At 50.9% G+C, this 19,865-nt stretch carries 13 protein-coding genes; 5 read left to right on the top strand and 8 right to left on the bottom strand.

The annotated features are described in order from the left end of the window. Positions 1 to 83 precede the first annotated feature (83 nt). From WC593_04015 to WC593_04005, 3 genes are all read left to right on the top strand, one after another. Complete coding sequence (locus WC593_04015; protein MFA4824304.1) at positions 84 to 317, top strand: ATP-binding protein; 234 nt, start codon at positions 84 to 86, stop codon at positions 315 to 317. Beyond that, positions 317 to 4,519, top strand: coding sequence for a PAS domain S-box protein (locus tag WC593_04010; protein ID MFA4824303.1), 4,203 nt, complete (start codon positions 317 to 319; stop codon positions 4,517 to 4,519). The genes WC593_04015 and WC593_04010 overlap by 1 nt, the downstream gene beginning before the upstream one ends. 141 nt (positions 4,520 to 4,660) lie before the next feature. Next, positions 4,661 to 5,413, top strand: a complete 753-nt coding sequence (locus WC593_04005; GenBank protein MFA4824302.1) for a methyltransferase domain-containing protein — start codon at positions 4,661 to 4,663, stop codon at positions 5,411 to 5,413. A 58-nt stretch (positions 5,414 to 5,471) separates the two neighbouring features. Here WC593_04005 and WC593_04000 read toward each other — a convergent pair whose 3' ends face one another. The 5 genes from WC593_04000 to WC593_03980 form a co-directional block, all read right to left on the bottom strand. Continuing rightward, a complete protein-coding gene (locus WC593_04000; GenBank protein ID MFA4824301.1) occupies positions 5,472 to 7,535 on the bottom strand; it encodes a PAS domain S-box protein in 2,064 nt (687 codons plus the stop codon). Between the two features lie 166 nt (positions 7,536 to 7,701). Then, complete coding sequence (gene phoU / locus WC593_03995) at positions 7,702 to 8,352, bottom strand: phosphate signaling complex protein PhoU (protein ID MFA4824300.1); 651 nt, start codon at positions 8,350 to 8,352, stop codon at positions 7,702 to 7,704. Between the two features lie 9 nt (positions 8,353 to 8,361). Continuing rightward, on the bottom strand, positions 8,362 to 9,123 hold the full coding sequence (pstB, locus tag WC593_03990) for a phosphate ABC transporter ATP-binding protein PstB (GenBank protein ID MFA4824299.1): 762 nt from the start codon (positions 9,121 to 9,123) through the stop codon (positions 8,362 to 8,364). Positions 9,124 to 9,126: 3 nt separating this feature from the next. Further along, the gene (gene pstA, locus WC593_03985; GenBank protein MFA4824298.1) at positions 9,127 to 11,073 is read right to left on the bottom strand and encodes a phosphate ABC transporter permease PstA; all 1,947 of its coding nucleotides are present in this window, start codon (positions 11,071 to 11,073) and stop codon (positions 9,127 to 9,129) included. A 68-nt stretch (positions 11,074 to 11,141) separates the two neighbouring features. After that, a complete protein-coding gene (locus WC593_03980) occupies positions 11,142 to 12,134 on the bottom strand; it encodes a phosphate ABC transporter substrate-binding protein (GenBank protein ID MFA4824297.1) in 993 nt (330 codons plus the stop codon). 132 nt (positions 12,135 to 12,266) lie between these two features. Here WC593_03980 and WC593_03975 point away from each other — a divergent pair, with 132 nt between their 5' ends. Continuing rightward, positions 12,267 to 13,301, top strand: a complete 1,035-nt coding sequence (locus WC593_03975; protein ID MFA4824296.1) for a PhoU domain-containing protein — start codon at positions 12,267 to 12,269, stop codon at positions 13,299 to 13,301. 811 nt (positions 13,302 to 14,112) lie between these two features. Here WC593_03975 and WC593_03970 read toward each other — a convergent pair. The 3 genes from WC593_03970 to WC593_03960 form a co-directional block, all read right to left on the bottom strand. After that, positions 14,113 to 14,739 (bottom strand): class I SAM-dependent methyltransferase, encoded by a 627-nt coding sequence (locus WC593_03970; protein ID MFA4824295.1) that lies wholly within the window; start codon positions 14,737 to 14,739, stop codon positions 14,113 to 14,115. Positions 14,740 to 14,765: 26 nt separating this feature from the next. Next, a complete protein-coding gene (locus WC593_03965; protein MFA4824294.1) occupies positions 14,766 to 15,749 on the bottom strand; it encodes a PAS domain S-box protein in 984 nt (327 codons plus the stop codon). A 674-nt stretch (positions 15,750 to 16,423) separates the two neighbouring features. Then, the gene (locus tag WC593_03960; GenBank protein MFA4824293.1) at positions 16,424 to 16,909 is read right to left on the bottom strand and encodes a cytidine deaminase; all 486 of its coding nucleotides are present in this window, start codon (positions 16,907 to 16,909) and stop codon (positions 16,424 to 16,426) included. 249 nt (positions 16,910 to 17,158) lie between these two features. Here WC593_03960 and WC593_03955 point away from each other — a divergent pair, with 249 nt between their 5' ends. After that, complete coding sequence (locus WC593_03955; protein ID MFA4824292.1) at positions 17,159 to 19,825, top strand: oligosaccharyl transferase, archaeosortase A system-associated; 2,667 nt, start codon at positions 17,159 to 17,161, stop codon at positions 19,823 to 19,825. Positions 19,826 to 19,865: the final 40 nt, after the last annotated feature.

Raw genomic sequence — 19,865 nt, 5'->3', positions numbered from 1 at the left:
TCAGGATTTTGCCAGACTATCATGGTCGCAGAGACAATCCGGCAAATCCACAATATTCTTATACCCCTTTATTTCCACTGGAGATGCCGACGGCAAACCGCGGTTTTAAAGCGGTGCGGGCATGGGTTTTTATGCGGCAGTGTATGCTGTTCCGGGCTCAGGTCCGGAGCGAGTCGGGGCCGGGTCTCTTCCTCGCCCGGGAGATTTTCGGGATCATGGAGATCATCATCCGGGAGACCGGCGAACCGGGTAACGGGACCCGGTTCGAGATTACTGCGCCAAAAGGTATGTGGCGGATGAATGATAAGAAAGAGTAATGGCATCTGCAATACGATTGCTCTATGTTGATGACGAACCCACGCTGCTGGAAATCGGAAAGATCTTCCTTGAAGCTAAGGGGGAGTTTGTTGTCGACACCCTCGCGTCTGCCAAAGAAGCACTGCTACGGCTGAAGAGCGAGCGGTATGATGCCATTGTCTCGGATTACCAGATGCCGGAGATGGACGGAATCACCTTCCTTAAACAACTCAAAGCATCGGGTAATGCAACACCGTTCATCATCTTTACCGGCAGAGGGCGCGAAGAGATTGTTATCCAGGCGCTCAATGAAGGGGCTGATTTTTATCTCCAGAAAGGCGGGGAGCCGAGATCGCAGTTTGCGGAACTTGCGCATAAAATCCACCAGGCCGTCCAGCAGAGGACAGCGGCGGCAAGCATAAGGGACCTTGAGCGCCGTGAAGCAGATATCATCGACTTCCTGCCGGATGCTACCCTCGCAATCGATACCAGGGGAGTTGTGATCGCGTGGAACCGTGCGATGGAGCAGATGACCGGGGTTAAAGCAGACCAGATACTCGGAAAAGGGAATTACGAGTACGCGATCCCGTTCTATCATGAGCGCCGCCCCATCCTCATCGACCTTGTTTTCAAAGATGATCTGGCCATCACAAAAAAATACCCGGCCATAACCCGTGATGGGACTACCCTATACTCAGAGATTACGATCCCCCACTTCAACAATGGAAGAGGAGCTGCACTCTGGTTTACCGCCTCTCCGCTCTTTGACCGGAAGGGTACTATTGTCGGGGCTATCGAGTCGATCCGGGATATCACGGAACGAAAACGGGCAGAAGAAGCACTGCATGAGAGTGAGAAACGGTTCCGTGAGCTCTCCGATCTCCTCCCCCAAATTGTCTATGAAGCAGATAGAAATGGCAACCTGACGTACGCAAACCGCATCGCATTCGAACAGTACGGGTATTCAGAGGAGGAGTTCCGGCACGGACTGAACATCCTTCAGATGGTAGCGCCCGATAACCGGGAACGGGCCACGGTAGCGTTCCATGCGATATTTGAAGGGAGGAGAAGAACAGGACCTGTGGATGAATACCAGGCCATGCGGAAAGATGGCAGCACATTTCCCGTCTCCATCTACTCGTCACCAATCTTTTCAAACAACGGCATAGTCGGCATTCGGGGCATCATTGTTGACATATCCGAGCGGAAACGTGATGAGAAGGCGCTTGCTGATAGCGGGGGGCGTTTGCTACGAGCCGAACGGATCTCGGGATTGGGTCACTGGGAATATAATCTTGAGACCCGGGGCGTTAATGCGTCCGAAGGTGCACAATCACTGTTCGGGCTTGCCGATCGCCACTGGCACATCGAGGATGTGCAAAAAGTCGCCCTGTCACAGTATCGTCCGATGCTCGACGAAGCCTTACGGGCTTTGGTCGAGGATAACCTGCCGTATGACGTAGAATTCCAGATCAGGCGCCCTTCAGATGGAAAGGTTGTGGATATTCACTCCATTGCGGAGTATGATCCAACGAAAAAGGTTGTCTTTGGCGTTATCCAGGACATCACCGAGAGAAAGCGGCAGGATCACATCCTCAAAACCCAGCTGGACCTCGGGCTTGCCCTCCAGTCAATCAGAGGACTGAAAGATACTTTAGAGACCTGCCTGAAGGGGGCAATTGATATCACCGGCATGGATGCCGGAGGCATCTACCTTGTCAACGGGAGTGATGGTTCCATTGACCTTATCGTTTCACGAAACCTCGGGGATGAATTTGTAAAAAACGCCTCTCATTATCCTGAAGGGTCGGTGAATGCCCGGATGGTGATGGCAGGAAAACCAATTCACATGCCATACAGTAAAACAGGGATTGTCCATACCCCTGTTCAGGAACAGGAGGGACTCAAGGCTTCTGCCATCATCCCGGTATTCTCGAAAAGCAGGGTCATTGCCTGCTTAAACATCAGCTCACATTCAGAAGATGAGATCCCGGCAAATGCCCGTGTCGCTCTTGAAACGATCGCCACCCAGATAGGGACTGCCATTGAAAGGATACGGGCAGATGAAGCCCTTGCCGAGAGCGAGGAGCGGTACCGGAACATAGTTGAAGACCAGACCGAGTTTATCTCCCGGTTCTTACCGGACGGTACCCATGTCTTTGTCAATGATGCTTACTGCCGGTACTTCGGCCTGAATAGAGAAGAGATCCTCGGTCACCGCTTCCGGCCGGATATCCCTGCCGAAGACAAGGAGCGCATTAAACGCTTTTTTGCATCCTTAACTCCTGACCATCCGGTCGATACCATCAGGCACCGGATCATCATGCCGGATGGCAGAATACGGTGGCAGCGCTGGAGCGACCGTGCAATATTCGATACGTCCGGAAAAGTTACCGAATACCAGTCGGTTGGGCGGGATATAACCGAGGAGAAGGAAGCAGAGATTGCCCTTCTGGCCAGCGAGGAGCGATATCGCACGCTTACCGAAACTTCAAATGACATAATATTTGTAATTGGCAGGGATGATCGAGTGGAATATGTGAACAGCTTCGCATCTGCAATGCTCAAAAAACCGGTGGAGCAGATTCTTGGCAGCCCGCGTTCCATTTTGTTTCCTCCTGATTTGGCGAGACGGCAGAAAAAAGCACTTGAAATGGTCTTTGAAAAAGGGACCCCAGTCCGGAATGAGGGGGTCATAGAGGTCAATGATCAGATTCACTGGTTCGATCACGTCCTGATGCCGCTCAAAGGTCCTGATGATCAGGTCCGGGCTGTTCTCGGCATATCTCGGGATATCACCGAACGCAAGAGAGCGGAAGATGCGCTGCGCGAGAGCGAGGAAAAATACCGTACACTGTTTGACAGCGCTGGTGACGCGATCTTCATTCACGATGAAAATGGACGGATACTGGCATTCAACACGCAGGCCTGCGAACAGCTCGGCTACACCCGTACGGAGTTGATGTCCATGACAGTCAAACAGGTAGACTCCATAGACAATGCTCCCCATGCACCAGCTCGAATAGCCCGGCTGATGGAACAAGGTCATCTCTCGTTTGAGACCATGCATAGGCGCAAGGACGATTCACTCGTACCAACAGAGGTGAACGCGCGGCTGATCACTTGGGAGGGGCATCCTGCAGTGATGAGCACCTGCCGCGACGTCACCAGACGTAAACAGGCGGAAGATGCGTTGCGCGAGAGCGAACAGAAGCACCGCATCCTTCTTGACGAATCTTCAGATCCTATCTTCTCGTTCTACCCGGACGGGACATACCGTTACGTCAACCGGGCTTTTGCCGAGGGGGTTGGGAAGTCGGTGGACCAGATTCTCGGAAAGAAGATCTGGGACGTATTCCCCAAAGAGGAGGCAGAGAAACGGTTTTCTGCGCTTCGCACGGCCTTTACAACGGGAAATGGCCACGAATTCGAAGTCCGGGTCCCCCGCCCAGATGGCGACCGGTATTACGTGACAACAATTGTTCCGATCAAGGATGACAAGGGATCAGTTGTCACCGTTATCTGTTCCTCAAAGGAAATTACCCGGCGCAAACAGGTTGAGGAGGCGTTGCGGCAGGCCAACAAAAAACTCAACCTCCTTTCGGGCATCACACGGCACGACATCAAAAACCAGCTTCTGGCGTTGAATGGATTTCTTGAGTTACTCCAGGAGAAGGTCCCGGATCCCGCATATGAAGAGTATTTCAACCGGATTACGAGGATAAGTGCCCGGATTTCTGCCATGATTGATTTCACCAGGGAGTACGAAAAGATCGGTATCACGGCTCCTGTCTGGCAGGACTGCCGCACACTTATCGACACTACATCTAAGGTAGCCCCGCTCGGAAAGGTCGTGGTCAAAAACGATATTCCTGCCGGCACAGAGGTATTTGCGGACCCGCTTATCGCAAAAGTCTTCTACAACCTGATGGATAATGCCGTCCGGCATAGCAAGAAGATCACAACCGTCAGGTTCTCGATGGAGGAACGTGATGGGAACCAGATTGTTGTCTGTGAGGATGATGGCGAAGGTGTGCCTGAAGATGAGAAGAAACAGATCTTTATCCGGGGGAGTGGGAAGAACACGGGGCTGGGTCTGGCACTTTCGCGGGAGATTCTTGATATCACCGGTATTACCATCGAAGAAACCGGGATACCGGGTAAAGGTGCACGGTTTGAGATTTTCGTACCCAGGGACCGGACCCGGTTCAATAAAGAATAGCACATCACAAAAAGGAATTTCGGGTGCTTCTTGTGCAGATGAGAACGAATTATCGGATACCGTTTCATCCGGGGCCGGCCGCGAATCACAACTCTTCCTAATCCACAATTTTTAAAGGGCTGGCTGAAAATTAACCATTTTTTGGGATGGCACACAGGGCAGCCCGGCGGGTTTGATTACCCTTCCCTGACAAACCCTGATCCTGAAGTGACCTTTGTGGAACAGATCAAAAGAGCCTTCGATGCCACCGCATCCCGGTATGATGCCCAGCGGAAATGGATTATCCCCGAGATGGACGACTATTACAGCGCAGCGGTCTGGGCTGCGGAGTGCAACCACTCCTGCCCGGCCATCCTTGACATTGGTGCAGGGACCGGCCTTCTCTCGGCGCTCATGATCCAGAAATTTCCGGACGCTGCTCTCACGCTGGTCGATCTGTCAGAATCCATGCTCAGTGTCGCTCAGGAGCGGTTCGCTGGGCGCAAAGATGTGCGGTACATTACCGGGAATTACAGCAGTGTGGATTTTGCCGGCCGCTATGATCTGATCTGTTCTGCACTGTCCATCCACCATCTTGAACACGAGGAGAAACACCGGCTCTACAAGAAGATCTATGATGCCTTAAAACCCGGCGGCATGTTTGTGAATGCCGACCAGGTGCTGGGCGAGACTGTAGCCATCAACCGGCGTTACATGGCCTACTGGGATGAGTTTCTGGTGCCGTGCCCGCTCTCGGCCGAGGATAAGAAACAGATGTTATACCGGCGGGAGACATTTGACAAGAACGAGAAACTCTCGGTGCAGCTCGCGTGGTTGCAGGAGTGTGGGTTTAACGAGATTGATTTAGTATACAAGAACCGGCTGTTTGTCGTGTTCACGGGAAGAAAGGAATAGGGAGTGCCGGGTATGGCCGGAAGGGATTGCCTCTCCATCGTTAAATATCCGGATTTACTTATTGGTTCACAAACCGGTAGCCGCCTTTCGGCACGGTGATCTCGAACCGTGCCCCGGTGCCGGGTTCGCCGTTCTCCACGATGGACATTCCGGTAATCTCAAGGATTTCCCGAACGAGAAACAGATCCATTCCCTTCTTTTGCAGGAAATCCCGGGTAAAGATTCCCGCTTTTATACTATCCGGAATACCCCGGCCATTGTCCTGGTAAATAATCTTCACGCATTCATCAGGCATTACTGTATAGGAGAGTGATACCTGTGTCACCGTACCACCGTGAGTAAGGATATTTCTCCCAAGAATCTGGAAAGCCTGTTCAAGCAGGGGATCTGCAAAAATCTCCAGTCCATCCAGTTCAACCCGATGATTGATCTTAGAAAAATCCAGATGGGAAATCGCAATGAGGAACACATGGTTTACATTCTGCCACAGGGGGGGTTTTATCCCCATATCCTGGTAACTGTGAGCAAATTCCAGAAAATGGTTGATTCTTCCGAGTAACTCTTCCAGTTTATCCATAAACCCGGAGAGTTTCTTATCACTGAGATCTCCTTTCATCAGTTGCACGTACCCACTTGCGGAAAAAATCGCATTCTGGATATCATTGAACGTGACCGAATTCAACAGATTCAGTTTTTTCTTGGCTTGCTCGTGCGCTTTTTCCGCCCGGTTTCGTTCCGTGACATCCCGGTGGAAGGTAAAGAACGGTGCCTGCGGCGACCCGGTGTATACCACACTTACTTCTGCATCGATGATCCGCCCGTCTTTGCACCGGTACCGGGTTTCGAAGCGGTCACTGCCTTTACGGAGTATCTCTTTCATGTGGATAGCGATAACTTCCTTTGACTCTTTTACTTCGATATCCGGCAGGGAAAACTTGAGCATCTCTTCACGGGTATAGCCAAACATCGAACAGAATGCATCATTGACATCAATAAATGCCCCTTTCAGGTCAACAAGACAGAAACCATCCATCGCGGTCCGCAGGATCGTGCGGTATTGGATCTCCCGTTCCGAAAGGGCCTGCTGGTTCCGGGACAGATCATCGTACTGCTGGCGAAGCTCTTCTTCCTGCGCAGCGAGCTGTTCATACGCAGCCCGCAGTTCCATTTCTGCCTCTCGTCGTTTAAGTTCAGCACGATCAATTGCACTGCTCACGCTTCTGGCTGCCCTGCCCACAACAACGATCGTAACGAGCATAAAAACCGAGACGACCAGTGCAAAGACAAGAGCATCATTCACGGGTTCATAGAAGGTGATGACGATATGGAGCAATTCATCCGACAGGATGATGACCAGTGTCAGCGGAATGAACATCCTGAACAGCAGGGCCTGGGTGGAAGTACCGGTAAAATACTTTAACGGGACAGCGGACGGTCCTGAAGCGGTTACCTGTCCGAGCCCGAAGAGTAATAACGCAAATGCAGACAGCAGGGAGATCGGGATTATTCGGGTGCCGGAGAAAAACGGGGCACCGTAGAGGTAACTGATAATAAAAACCAGGCTCATGAATATGACGAATATCCCAACAATACCGGATATATCCCTGATGCGTGGATTCTTCTCTGACAGCTCAGGTGCAAAGAGGAGGATGAGGAGACTGAGACCTGCTGGCAGGATCAGGCCGGAAGTGACCGGGGAGATCGGTGATATCGGTACTCCCATCAGTGCGCTGCTGGTCTGGATCGACAGGTGTTCAATAAAAAAATGATCGCCAAGAATATTGAGCGGGAACTCGATCAGCTGGATGATGATGATAAGCCCCAGAACACCTGCAAGAACGGTTCGCGGTATTCCCTGAAGAGGCCTTTTTGCTATAACCGCAAGAGCCAGACCGAGAAAAACCCAGAGCAGTGCTGCACTGAATGATATGGGTTTATAACCGGGAATAATGCCGCTGAAAAGGGGAAGAGACAGGTACAATCCCACAATCCCAAGGATGCCGATAGCTGCTGTGCCAATACCGCAGATCGTGGTAACCGGAGAGAAATCAACAGGGCGTTGAGTTTTTCTTTCCTGTTCCGCAGTTCCAGGAGTGTTTGCATCGGTCATGCCATCAGTCATCCATACAAGGCAGGAATGGGGATTTCCTGTTTTTTATTGATATGGACAAACTTGTTTGAGGGGGGATATATAGATTGGTCTGACTTCAGGCAGCGGTACCGGGATTAGTGAAAAAGATTTGACCGGTTATCGGTCATTCTGCTGATTCACCAATGGTGCCGGGGAATCAATGAATCTCCACCCGTTCACCCGTCTCCATATACTGGACATTCTCTGCGATCTTGCAGGCATGATCAGCGCACCGCTCGAGGTACCGGGCTACCATAATGTAGTGCGTGCATCGCGAGATGTTCTTGGGATCTTCCATCATGTAGGTGATCCCTTCGCGGAAGATCGAGTGCCGGAGTGCATCGATCGTGTCATCCCTTGACGAGAAATCATCAATAAGGTGGAGATCATCTGTCTCATATGCCTTGATCGCATCATCGATCATGTCGAGCACGAGATCTGCCATATGCGGGATGCTCATCATATTGGCGAGGTGAGGTTTTGTAGTAAGGTCATTTACCGTATTGGCAATTGACTTGCCATACCGCCCGATACGCAGCGATGCCGTGATCACTTTGAGCGAACAAGCGATGAACCGCATATCCTTTGCCATTGGCTGGTTGAGCGCAATCAGGTGATAGCAGTGCTCTTCGAGACGAACTTCCATCCGGTGGATCTCTTCTTTTTGTGCAACAACAGAAGCTGCGAGCTCCGTATCCTGCCGGATGAGTGCATCCACTGCGGTCCGTAGCATGAACCGCCCGAGATGCGCCATCTCCAGCGTGTCGGTTTTCAGTGTTTTGAGTTCTGTATGGAATTTTTCTGCCATATCCTGCTCCTACCCGAACCTGCCGGTGATATAATTCTCGGTCAGTTCTTCTTTCGGGTGCTCGAATATCTGCCCGGTCTTTCCGCATTCGATCAGTTTGCCAAGATACATGAAACCCGTGTAATCGCTCACCCGGGCTGCCTGCTGCATGTTGTGGGTGACGATGATGACCGTGTAATCTTCCTTGAGCCGCTCGATTAAATTTTCGATCTTTGCTGTTGCTATCGGATCGAGCGCTGAACAGGGCTCGTCCATGAGGATAACTTCCGGTTCCACGGCAAGGGTGCGGGCAATACAGAGCCGCTGCTGCTGGCCACCGGAAAGCCCGAGTGCCGAATCGTTCAGCCGTTCTTTTACTTCATCCCATATCGCTGCGTGGCGGAGACTCTGCTCGACAATCTTATCGAGCTCGGCTTTATCCCGGATACCATGTACCCGGGGGCCGTACGCCACGTTTTCGTAGATGGATTTCGGGAACGGGTTGGGTTTCTGGAAGACCATGCCGACTTTCTTCCGGAGGGTCACCACATCGGTCGAGGATGCATGGATGTTCTCATCATCGAGCGTGATCTCACCGGTGATCTTCACGTGATCGATGAGATCATTCAACCGGTTGAAGCAGCGCAGCAGGGTCGATTTCCCGCAGCCCGAGGGGCCGATAAGCGCAGTTACCCGGTTCCTCGGGATTTTTATCGAGACTGACTGGAGTGCATGCTTCTCATGATACCAGAGGTTTAGATTATTTGTTGTGATAATTGCAGATTCAGACATTTTTTATCCCCTTGCCTTGTTCTGGAAATGTGTCCTGACGATAATCGCAACCGAATAGAACCCGATGACGAGCAGGAGCAGGACAAGCGCAGTCCCGTATTTGTTGGTGGACGAACCGGGCACATTGGTCGCCAGTATGAAGAGATGGTAGGGCAGCGCCATGACCGGCTGGAAGACCGAGTCGGGTAAGAACCGTGATGAGAAGACCACTGCGGTGAACATGATCGGGGCGGTCTCTCCCGCCGCTCTGCCAATAGAGAGGATAGCGCCGGTCACAATTCCCGGCACTGCCGGGGGGATGACAACGCGGCTGATCGTCTGCCATTGGGTGGCCCCGAGCGCGAGACTGCCTTCCCGCAACGACTGCGGGATATTTTTCAACGATTCTTCGGTTGTGCGAATCACGGTCGGCAGCACCATCAGGGCAAGTGTGACCTGCCCGGCCAGCAGCGAGACGCCGACATTGAGATACATGACGATGAAGGCAAACCCGAAGAGGCCAAAGACGATCGAAGGCGTGCCGTTGAGCAGGTCAACACCGGTCCGGATGAGCCGGGTGATCCGCCCTTCCCGTGTATATTCCACGAGATAGATGGCCGCCCCTACACCGAGCGGCAGAGCAATTGCAATCGCACCCATGACGAGATAGAGCGTGCCGACAATGGCCGGAAATATTCCTCCGGCCCGCCCGAGATCCCTGGGCGGCTGGGTGAGGAACTCCCACGAGAGTGCCGGTAGTCCGTTGATGATAATGTCCTGCAGGATAATGACTAGGATGGCAAGTACGATGACGGTCGCAAGGCCGACAAGACTGAAGGCAATCGTCTGGATTTGCTTCTGGGAGAGCTGGTCCCTGCCGAAATACCATGCCCCGATAGTGAGCAGGACAAGGGCGGCAAGCCACCACGGTGCGGCGGCGAGCAGGAATACGAGTACGAGTGCAATACCGATAATCCCAGCAAATCGTGCAAGGGATTCTCTGGTGGCGGAAGAGACGAGCGGTTTCCGTGCGGGACAATGGGCTCTTCCTTCCTTAAGATGGCGCAGGATTGCGACAGCGGAGAGATTGATGATGAGCGTGATAATGAGCAGGACCACGGCAACACCAAACAGGGCGCTGTAGTGCTCGCTGCCGACGGATACCTCGCCCATCTCGATGCCGAGCGTTGCGGTCAGGGTTCGTAACGGCGAGAGGATATTCCAGATAGGATCCGGGATGATCGCTGCATTACCGGCCACCATCAGGACTGCCATGGTCTCTCCGATGGCCCGTCCGATCCCAAGGATAATTGCTGCTGCGATACCGGAAAGGGCTGCCGGCACCAGCACCCGGCTGATTGTCTGCCACTGCGTTGCTCCGATAGCGAGCGACCCTTCCTTGTACTCATGGGGTACCGAACTGATGGCATCCTCAGAGACGCTGATAATCGTGGGAAGGGCCATGATCCCGAGCAGCACCGAAGCTGCAAGCCAGGTCTCCCCGGTAGGAATATCGAAGGTCACCCGGATAAAATTTGTCAGGACGATGAGACCGAAAAACCCGTATACCACGGAGGGGATGCCGGCCAGCAGTTCGACTGCTGGCTTGAGGATCTTTTTTGTCCGGGGGGACGCGAGTTCCGAGATATAGATTGCACAGCCGATGGAAAGCGGGACGGCAAAGAGCATGGCCCCAATAGTGACAAGGAGGGTGCCGATAATGAGCGGGAAGATCCCATACAATGGTTCAACGGCGCTCGGAGCCCAGTCTGGGCCGAGGAGGAAATTAAGGAGACCGACCTGGGCGAAGATCGGGTAACCGTCCCGTAACAAGAAGAGCAGGATGAATGAGACGACAATTACGGCAAAGAGGGCTGTGAAGAAAAAGACGGTCTTGATCGACTGTTCTTTGAGAACAGAAAACCGGGCGGTACCTTCGGAAGCATGAAAGACCCCGTCCATTTTTTTCATAAATTTCATGGTGTTTGCCTCCTTTTTTAAAGTAAAATTAATGTGGTTCCGGTAACCTGCATCACGGATTAGTTGAGGGTCACGTAGCCTTCATCAGCTACAATCTTCTGGCCGTCTGCGCTGAGGATATACTTGATGAAGTCACCGGCAAGACCGGTGGGCTGACCGTTCGTGATGACGTAGAGGTCACGGGAGACCGGGTAGGTCTTGGTTTTTACATTGTCAAGGGTGGGGGCGACAATCTTCTGGGCATTGTACCAGACGGGGAGTGCCTTGACATCCTTGCTGACGAACCCGATGGATACATACCCGATCGAGCCGGGTGTCTGGGCCACAGTTTGGAGAACGGCACCGTTGGAGTTCTTCTCCAGCATCTTTGCAGTTGGCGTTGCTTTCAGGAGAAGCGTCTCATCGAAATACGTGCGGGTGCCTGAAGCACTGTCACGACCGATGACGACAATCTGGTTGTTGGTATTGGGAACGTTTGCACCGGTGATCTCGGTCCACTTGGTGATCTTCCCGAGATAGATGTCCTTGATCTGGTCAAGGGTGAGGTACTGGGCAGTGTTAACCGGGTTCACCACGACAGCGATACCATCCTGCGCAACTGTGGTGATCACGAATGCGGGGAACTTTGCCATCTCTGCCGGGGTCACTTCACGGGAGGACATACCGATGTCAACGGTCTTTGCACCTATTGCCTGGATACCAACCCCGGACCCGCCACCGGAGATCTGAATGTCAGCATCCGGGTGGGTGACCATGTACTGGTCAGCTGCCTTCTGGACAATGGGCAGGACGGTGGTTGAACCGCTGATCTTTATGGTCTGTTTCTGGCCGGTTGATACGGGGGCAGAGGTTGCCTGCGGTGCAACGGGTGTTGCTGCCAGGACTGCATTCTGTGCCGTGACAACTGCTGCCGGCGTTGAAACCGGTGCAGCGGTTACTGCCGGGGTGTTCTTGTTTGCGGTGTCAGTACAACCGGCAACTGCCATGGCTGCGATGAGCAGTACGGCAAGGCCAATGGTGATAACTAATGATGAACTCCTGTTTGCTTTCATGATGTTCTATCCACCATTTACCCGGGGATAATATACTGTTTTTCGACATAGACTATACATGAATATATATTAAAAAGATGAGAATAGAGTAACATAGTGAAATCAGTTTACTATAGTAATACGAGGTGAGTCATGGAAATAAGGCGGGTGCAGGTAACCGGGGGTGCATCATTTGTAGTGACACTTCCCAAGGACTGGGCAGGAGAACAACACATCAGGAAAAATGATCCTCTCGGGCTTATCGCCCAGCCGGACGGGACGCTGCTGGTCACGACAAAGATCACCGAAGACCCTCTCCAGCGGATCAAGGAGATCGATTGCAGCACCGTTGCCGACCCGGCGTTTCTCTTCCGCCTGCTTATCGGGACTTACATTACCGGGTTCACCGTCATACGGCTCACCACAAAACAGCGCTTTTCCCCGTTCGTCCGCACCGTTGTGCGGGACTTTTCCCAGATGACGATTGGCCAAGAAGTGGTTGAGGAGACCGAATCGGTGATCACGATAAAAGATCTTCTCAATCCCTCAGAGATGCCGTTTGAAAATACTATCAAACGCATGTTTGTGATCGTCAAGACCATGCACGAGGATGCAATCACTGCTTTAGAAACCCGCAACAAGGTACTTGCTGAAGATGTAATCAACCGCGATATGGACGTTGACCGGCTCAACTGGCTGATAGCCCGGCAGACCAATATGATCATGCAGAACGCATCCCTGTCCCGGAAGATGGGGATCTCAACAAGTATGGCAATGCACTATTACATGCTCAGCCGGATCATCGAGCGGATCGGGGACCATGCCGTCAGGATTGCCGAGAACACCCCCCCGATTATCGATGGGGAACTTGACAAAAAGATACTTGCAGCAGTAAAAAAGGCAAGTTCCCTCTCACTCGAGAACTTTGACCGGAGCATCACTTCCTTTTTTAATGCCGATATGAAGGATGCGAACCGGAATATCGAATCGATCCATGCGCTCGAAACGATCTGCGAGGATATCAACAACATGGTGCTCAGGCAGGATACCCTTGTGGCAATCCATGTCGGGTATATCGCTGAGAGTATCCGGAGGGCGGGGGAGTACGCCGGGGATATCTCTGAAACGGTGATTAACCTGCTGATGGAAGAAGAACAAGCCCGGCAGAAGGACAAAGGTAAAAAATAAAAAAACCATTATCTTTACTGCTCACCTTATTTTCTTCTAAAAGGTTACCAAATATCCTGGAAAAATCAATTCCTGAAGTATTTTTTTATCAAAAATACACTATTTTCAAAGGATATCGCACTATTTCCCGTCCGCTCAAAAGGTGCGGGTAAGTGGAAAATATGCGCGCATAAAAATCGCATATAAACCCGAGCCGGGGAAATTGGGACTTTAAATACCGCCCGCTCCAGTGGAAGAAAGGGGGTATATGAACGTTATTGTTTTGCCGGATTACTTGAATAATCAAAATTTTATAATAAAATTCAGAAAACGGATGGAAATCATCAGATTTTATTTTCCCGGTACTGGGATTTTGTTATGAGAACTTTTGAGAATTTGCAGTCATCCGTACCATAACCTGCATTTGCCTTCCGCAGTCAGACGATTTTCATTACTCGGGTGCGAGACCTTTTGACAGCATACAGGTTTGAGGAGCGGGAGTGCAGGTTCCCTCCAGAGGACTCAGCCGGATGCAAAAAACCGTGAAGGTGCTGGACATTGTTTTTAAAAAAAAACCGAGGTAGATTCCACGGAAACCAAGGATATAGTGAATATAAAATGAGATGTATAATGACTTTATTTGTGCACCAGATCGCAGATACCTGCAGTGAAATCTCTAAAAACGGGGTTATAAACCCCCGGTGAGTTTATGATAGAGCGAATAGGGATTTGGATCTCATGGGCCGGGAGACAAAACCGCAGCGGCAGGTGATGCGTTTGCGGGTGCTATGATCGATACAGCAATGGCAAGTAAAAAAAAAGAAATCTTTGATCAGCGCCGCTTTGCAGTCATCAGGAAAATGGAAAAATCCCGGGGCTTACCTGTACGGGAGGAGGCCTTATGAATCGTTGCGGCTTCTGAGAAATGGATAGAGTCAAACCCGGCCTCTTCAAAAGCCTGCTGCAGGTTTTTCCGGTCAATGCCATCGTGCTCCGCAATGCCGGGGGCTTCGTGGAACTCCCCGTTATCGGGATCGAGATCGGCAATCGCGATCTCCCCTCCGGGCAGCAGGAGTTCATGAAATGTCCGGGCCGCAGCGGCAGTATCCCTGACATGGTGCAGGGTCATCGAACTCACGATCAGGTCAAACCTGGGAAGAGCGGTACTATCCTGACCAATGCTCCATTCCCGTGGCTCGATGGCGGTGATGCCATCAGCGAGGAGTTTTTCCTGCAATACATCCAGCATGCCTTTTGCTGAATCAACCGCGATGATCTTTTTTACCATTGGTGCGATTCGGAGCGCAATGTTACCGGTGCCGGTACCGTAATCCATCACCAGCTCAGTCCCCTCCGGGTGCAGGGCGCTGATCATGGCATCGGCAATGGTCTTTGCCATCTGCACCCGCCCGGGATCCTTGTCCCAGACAACTGATTTCTTATCGAAATATCCAGTCATTCGCGATCACCGTTCCGGAAATATTATTACACAGGATTTCCGGTTACAGGAATTTCCTCAATCATTTCAACAGCGGCGATCAGATCCCCCCCATTGTTCATCACGGAAGTCACCGTGAACCGGAGTCTCCGGCTGCTCCCACCGGGTGCAGGCACCACATCTTCTGCCATGAAAGTCCCGTCAGCAGATACCGGTTGCGGTGCGGTGTCCGGATACCATTCCCGGATCTGGCCGGTTAAACCATCGATGACCAGATCCGAAAGACTCGGGCGTTCCTCCGGGTAAAACGCCTGCCACTGCCTGCGGGTTCCCACCATACCTGCGGCTTTTAACCCGGAGAACTTTTCCATCGCCCGGTTCCATGCGAGAATATGGTGATCCTTCCCAATCACGTACATCGGGGCAGGGGAGGCATGCAGGACTGCATCTAAGATTCGCTGGTTCTCCCCTTGTGAGAATTCGGCCTGCTTCTGATCAGAAATATTCTCTAACCTCATGGCGACACCGGTATCTCCATCTTCAAAGAGCGTCGGGATACACAGAGCATTGAAATACATCTCCTTATCATTTTTTTTAATCCGTATCTCATGACGTGAGTCTGTATCTGCGCTTTCCTGCTGCAGCCATCCCATCATCTGCTCGACCGGCAGTATCGCCGAAGCAAGGTCAAACAACCGGGTACCTATAATCCGGTCCCTGGGTGCGCCGATAAAATCAACAAACGGGGAATTTACCTGGGTAATCCGCATATCTTTGTCCATGACAGCGATCATATCAGGACTCATGCTCATCATCGATTCAAGGGGCACGCGTTTTGCCAGATAGAAGAGTTTTGCATTCCCGACATACCGGACTTCGAGTTGCCCCGCTGCCGTCAGGACATCAAGATATTTCGCAATGGAATTCCGGCTCATGGCAACAGCAGCGGATATTTCCTTGATATTCATTCCCCGGGGGTTCTCGCGGAGCACCTCCTTGATACGGGTAATTTCATTGTCTGCCGCTTCCATAGACCAGTCACCTTAAAAAAATGTCAGTATATCCGTGAAAAGAACTGTTTTATCCCATTCATTTCGATTCTCAGCACTGCTTCGATCTTTGATCGATTGATTTATTAAAAGCTATGATAATAATAGTTATTGTGCTTAGTGTTTGTGCACTAATGCACAGCATTGGGATTGTGCATATATACTGCAAGCCAATCAGCAATGCTGAACAAGAGAAACGTGCGCCCAAGCGGTTGTGTGCATACGTTTCTGATCCTAGACTGCGAAACCATGATGATACAAAAAGGTGTCACCAGCACCTGTCATCACCTCATAACAGGCAAAGGACACAGGCACGTCCAAAAAGTACCAGCGACCAAAGGGGTAAACACACACACCTCCCCCCGGTCCCATTTTTTTAAATCGTCATTTCTCTGACGGGGTTTTTTAACGGGAGATCCATTCCCGGGACAAAACGGTCCCCGAGTCGGACCCAATTCTTTCAATATCCAGCCCACAAAACTATCGTACCTATGATTGCCATCACCCGCTCGATCCGGGGGCGACGCCGGCATTGTTGCATATGAAGCGGTGAAAAGTAAGACATGGTAACGCGGGATAAAGAACAAAAAAGTGAGCGGGCTCGTGGATAGGTACGGCCTTTACCGTAACAGTCCTTGCAACGGTTCCGCAAAGGATTATTTCCCGTCCTCACCCAGGGATTCCCGGCTTCGCATCTGGTAGAGCACCATCGGATCCATCTCGCGGTGTTCCTTATCACTGGTCCGCATAATCACGTTGGTGACTCCGGAATTCACGATCATCTTTGAACAGAGGAAACACGGCCAGATCTGGGTGAGCGCTTCAGTCTCGACATCGAATCCCGCAAGGTAGAGTGTGCATCCCCGGGCCAGTTTGCCGGCCTGGAGCAGGGCATTCATCTCGGCGTGCACGCTCCTGCACCGCTCGTAGTTGGAGCCGGATGGGATGTTGTGATCCTTTCGCCAGCACCGGTTCAACTCCGTGCAGTCCATCTGCTTGCGGGGCGCTCCTGTGTAACCGGTTGAGACGATTGTATTGTATTCATCGACAATGATCGCGCCAAAATTCCGGCGGAGGCAGGTTCCCTGGTGGGCGCACCTGAGGGCAAGGTCAAGGAAATACTCGTGACGGTTGGTTCGCATCTACAAGAGTTTTGGGAGATGGGGTAATAAAGTGAAGGGTTTTTTTGTAACCGGCAACTGCCTGCTGCTCCACGATTTTTTCACAATGACATAAATTAAAAAAACCACTCCTGAATTCAGGCCATTTTTTATCCTGTGAATCAACAGGAATAGGTTGAAATTAAACGACAAGAATTATTGACATGCATGTGAAATATTGACCGGGTTACTGATACGGTATGATATCATTTTGAATCAGGTTGGGGGAACATGGATTTTTTTAAAAAATTTACAAAACAGCAGTGCATTATTGGTGCAGTGTTGTTGTCTTTCATGGCAGTCGCCCTGATATTAAGAGCCATTCCTGCACTCTTCATCCATGACGCTGGTTTTTTGTATCTCTATGATACGGACAGTTACTACACATTACGACAGATCGAAGTGATGGTGAATCATTTTCCCCAGTATAACTGGTTTGATCCCATGACTGCATTTCCCGGGGGAAAAACCCTCGACTGGGGTCCGCTGGTTCCGTTCATTGCAGCGACCCTCTGTCTTATTACCGGCGCTACTACCCGGGATGCGATCTTTTTTATGTCCGGATGGGTAGCGCCGTTCATGGCAATGATGATGGTTCCCGTAATGTATTATCTGGGAAAACAATTGTGGAACAGGTCTGCCGGCCTTGCAGCTGCGGGCCTGATCGCAATAATTTCCCTGTATTATTTTACCATTTCATCGTATGGCTGGAACGATCACCATGTGGCTGAAGTGGTATTCAGCACGGTCTTTATCCTCATCTATTGTTCCGTACTCAATTATATACAAAAAAATCCCGTGGACATTAAAAAAGGTGCTACATTTTTATTACCGGTTCTCTTTTCAATCGGGGCCGGTATTTCCCTGTTCCTTGCGCTGCTGTCATCGACTACCATCATCCTTGTGGTGCTTGTCATCGCAGTATATACAGCAGTCCAGTATATTCTGAATTATTACCAGGGGAATAACTCAAACCATCTTCTCATCGTCAATGTGGTATTATTATCGGTAACTTCTGCTCTCCTCCTGCTCTTTGGCATCAAACAACCCGGAACCTCCATAACGCAATACTCAATCGGGATCGTCTATGTGCACTTTGCACTTATCGGTGAGACGGTTGTACTTGCCATTCTGAGCAAGGGTTGCTCCGGAAAAAAATGGTTATACACAATAAGTCTTGCAGCTCTTGCCATCGGAGGGTTTGTTCTTATCCAGATAAATCCCATGCTCAATGCAGTCAGTAACCAGGCCCTTGGACTGGTTGGTTTTTCAGCCTATTCCGTGGGCATTGTAGAAACACTGCCCTGGACCTTGCCAATTGCATGGGAAAATTTCAATTTTTCCCTGATCCTGGCACTTGGCGGATTGCTGATCCTAGCTTATGCACTGATAAAAAATCGGGAGAGCAACGCAGTTTTTCTTGTAGTATGGTCGGTCGTGATGCTGCTGTTGACCATCCAGTTCCAGCGGTTCCAGAATTATTTTACCGTAAATATTGCCTTGCTTGCTGCGATCTGTATCGCAGAGACACTCACCATCAGAAAGGAAAAAATTCTCCAATGCCTTGAACCGGTTAGATGCCGGATTTTGCCATCAGGGGAGATATCAAAGGATATACCCGGGGACAAAAATCCCGTATCCATACCAAAACTGAATAAAAAAAGGGATCAAAAACGCCCCGTTCACAACCTGGCAAACAGGATTGATATCTTAAAGAATATCCTTGTCATTATCGTAATTCTTACAACGGCTGCATTTATTGTGGCTTCCCTTTCACAGGATATAGATTATGGACTGAAAACACCGGACCATACCTTATCTCCTGACTGGATTGAATCGCTGAAATGGCTGGGAGCAAACAGCCCGGACACAGGTGTTGATTACTATCAATCCTATGATGCCAGTGGGTTTACCTACCCGGCTCAATCCTATGGGGTCATGGCGATCTGGGATGCCGGGCACTGGATTACAGTGTTCTCGCACCGTATTCCGATCATGAACCCGTTCCAGAACAACCTGGAAGGTGCGAATGGGGGTGCGGTCTATTTCCTGAGCACAAATGAGTCAAAAGCCAATACGCTGCTCCAGAATTTCGGTGGAAAATATATTATCACCGATTCAAAGATGGCCGTCGACACCTTCACCAATCTTGTTCCCTGGCAGAGTGGTTCTGTTGATATTTCCTCCTACATAAAATGGTTCATGATTCCGGACACCCGCGATTCCTCCCACCTTCTCAAAGTTCACCGGTTTGTAAACGGGTATTTCCAGACACAGGTTGTCCGGCTGTATATCTATGATGGTTCGATGACCGATCCCGGATCTCTGCAATATACGACTTACAAAATTCGTCAGGTCCCGAATCACGGAGAGACCGCCGGGGAGGTAAACGGGTATGCTCGGGTCATCACCCAGGAGCGCCCGGTAAATGGATCACACATCACCAGTGACACACTAATCATACGTGAAGGTTCAAATCTGGTGCCCCAGGGATATGCAGATGTGTTTTCTGACAAGCCGTATGAACCGATTGAGGTTGTCCCGGCATTGCAGCATTACCGGCTCATCCACGAGTCCAAAAATAATGCAACCGTTGCTGTGTTTCCGGAATCTTCGCTTACCACACTTCCGGATATCAAATATGTAAAAATATTTGAGTATGTCAACGGAGCCCATATCACGGGTGATGGGATTATTGAAGTGCCGATTGTGACAAACACCGGGCGGGCATTTGTCTACCGGCAGGAAAGTATAAACGGGGAATTTGTCGTTCCCTATTCGACAACGGGAAATCACTATGAGGTCAAGACAAACGGCCTATACCATATTACCGGTACCTCCCGGTACATTACGGTGACCGAAGACGATGTTGTAACGGGAAAACTGGTTTCAGGATAGGGAGTCATCCTGTTGGGTCACCCTTTTTTTAATCGCTTTT

It is taken from the genome of Methanoregula sp. (genome assembly GCA_041645435.1).
Lineage (GTDB): Archaea > Halobacteriota > Methanomicrobia > Methanomicrobiales > Methanospirillaceae > Methanoregula.
This window is presented reverse-complemented; position numbering and strand designations above follow the sequence as displayed.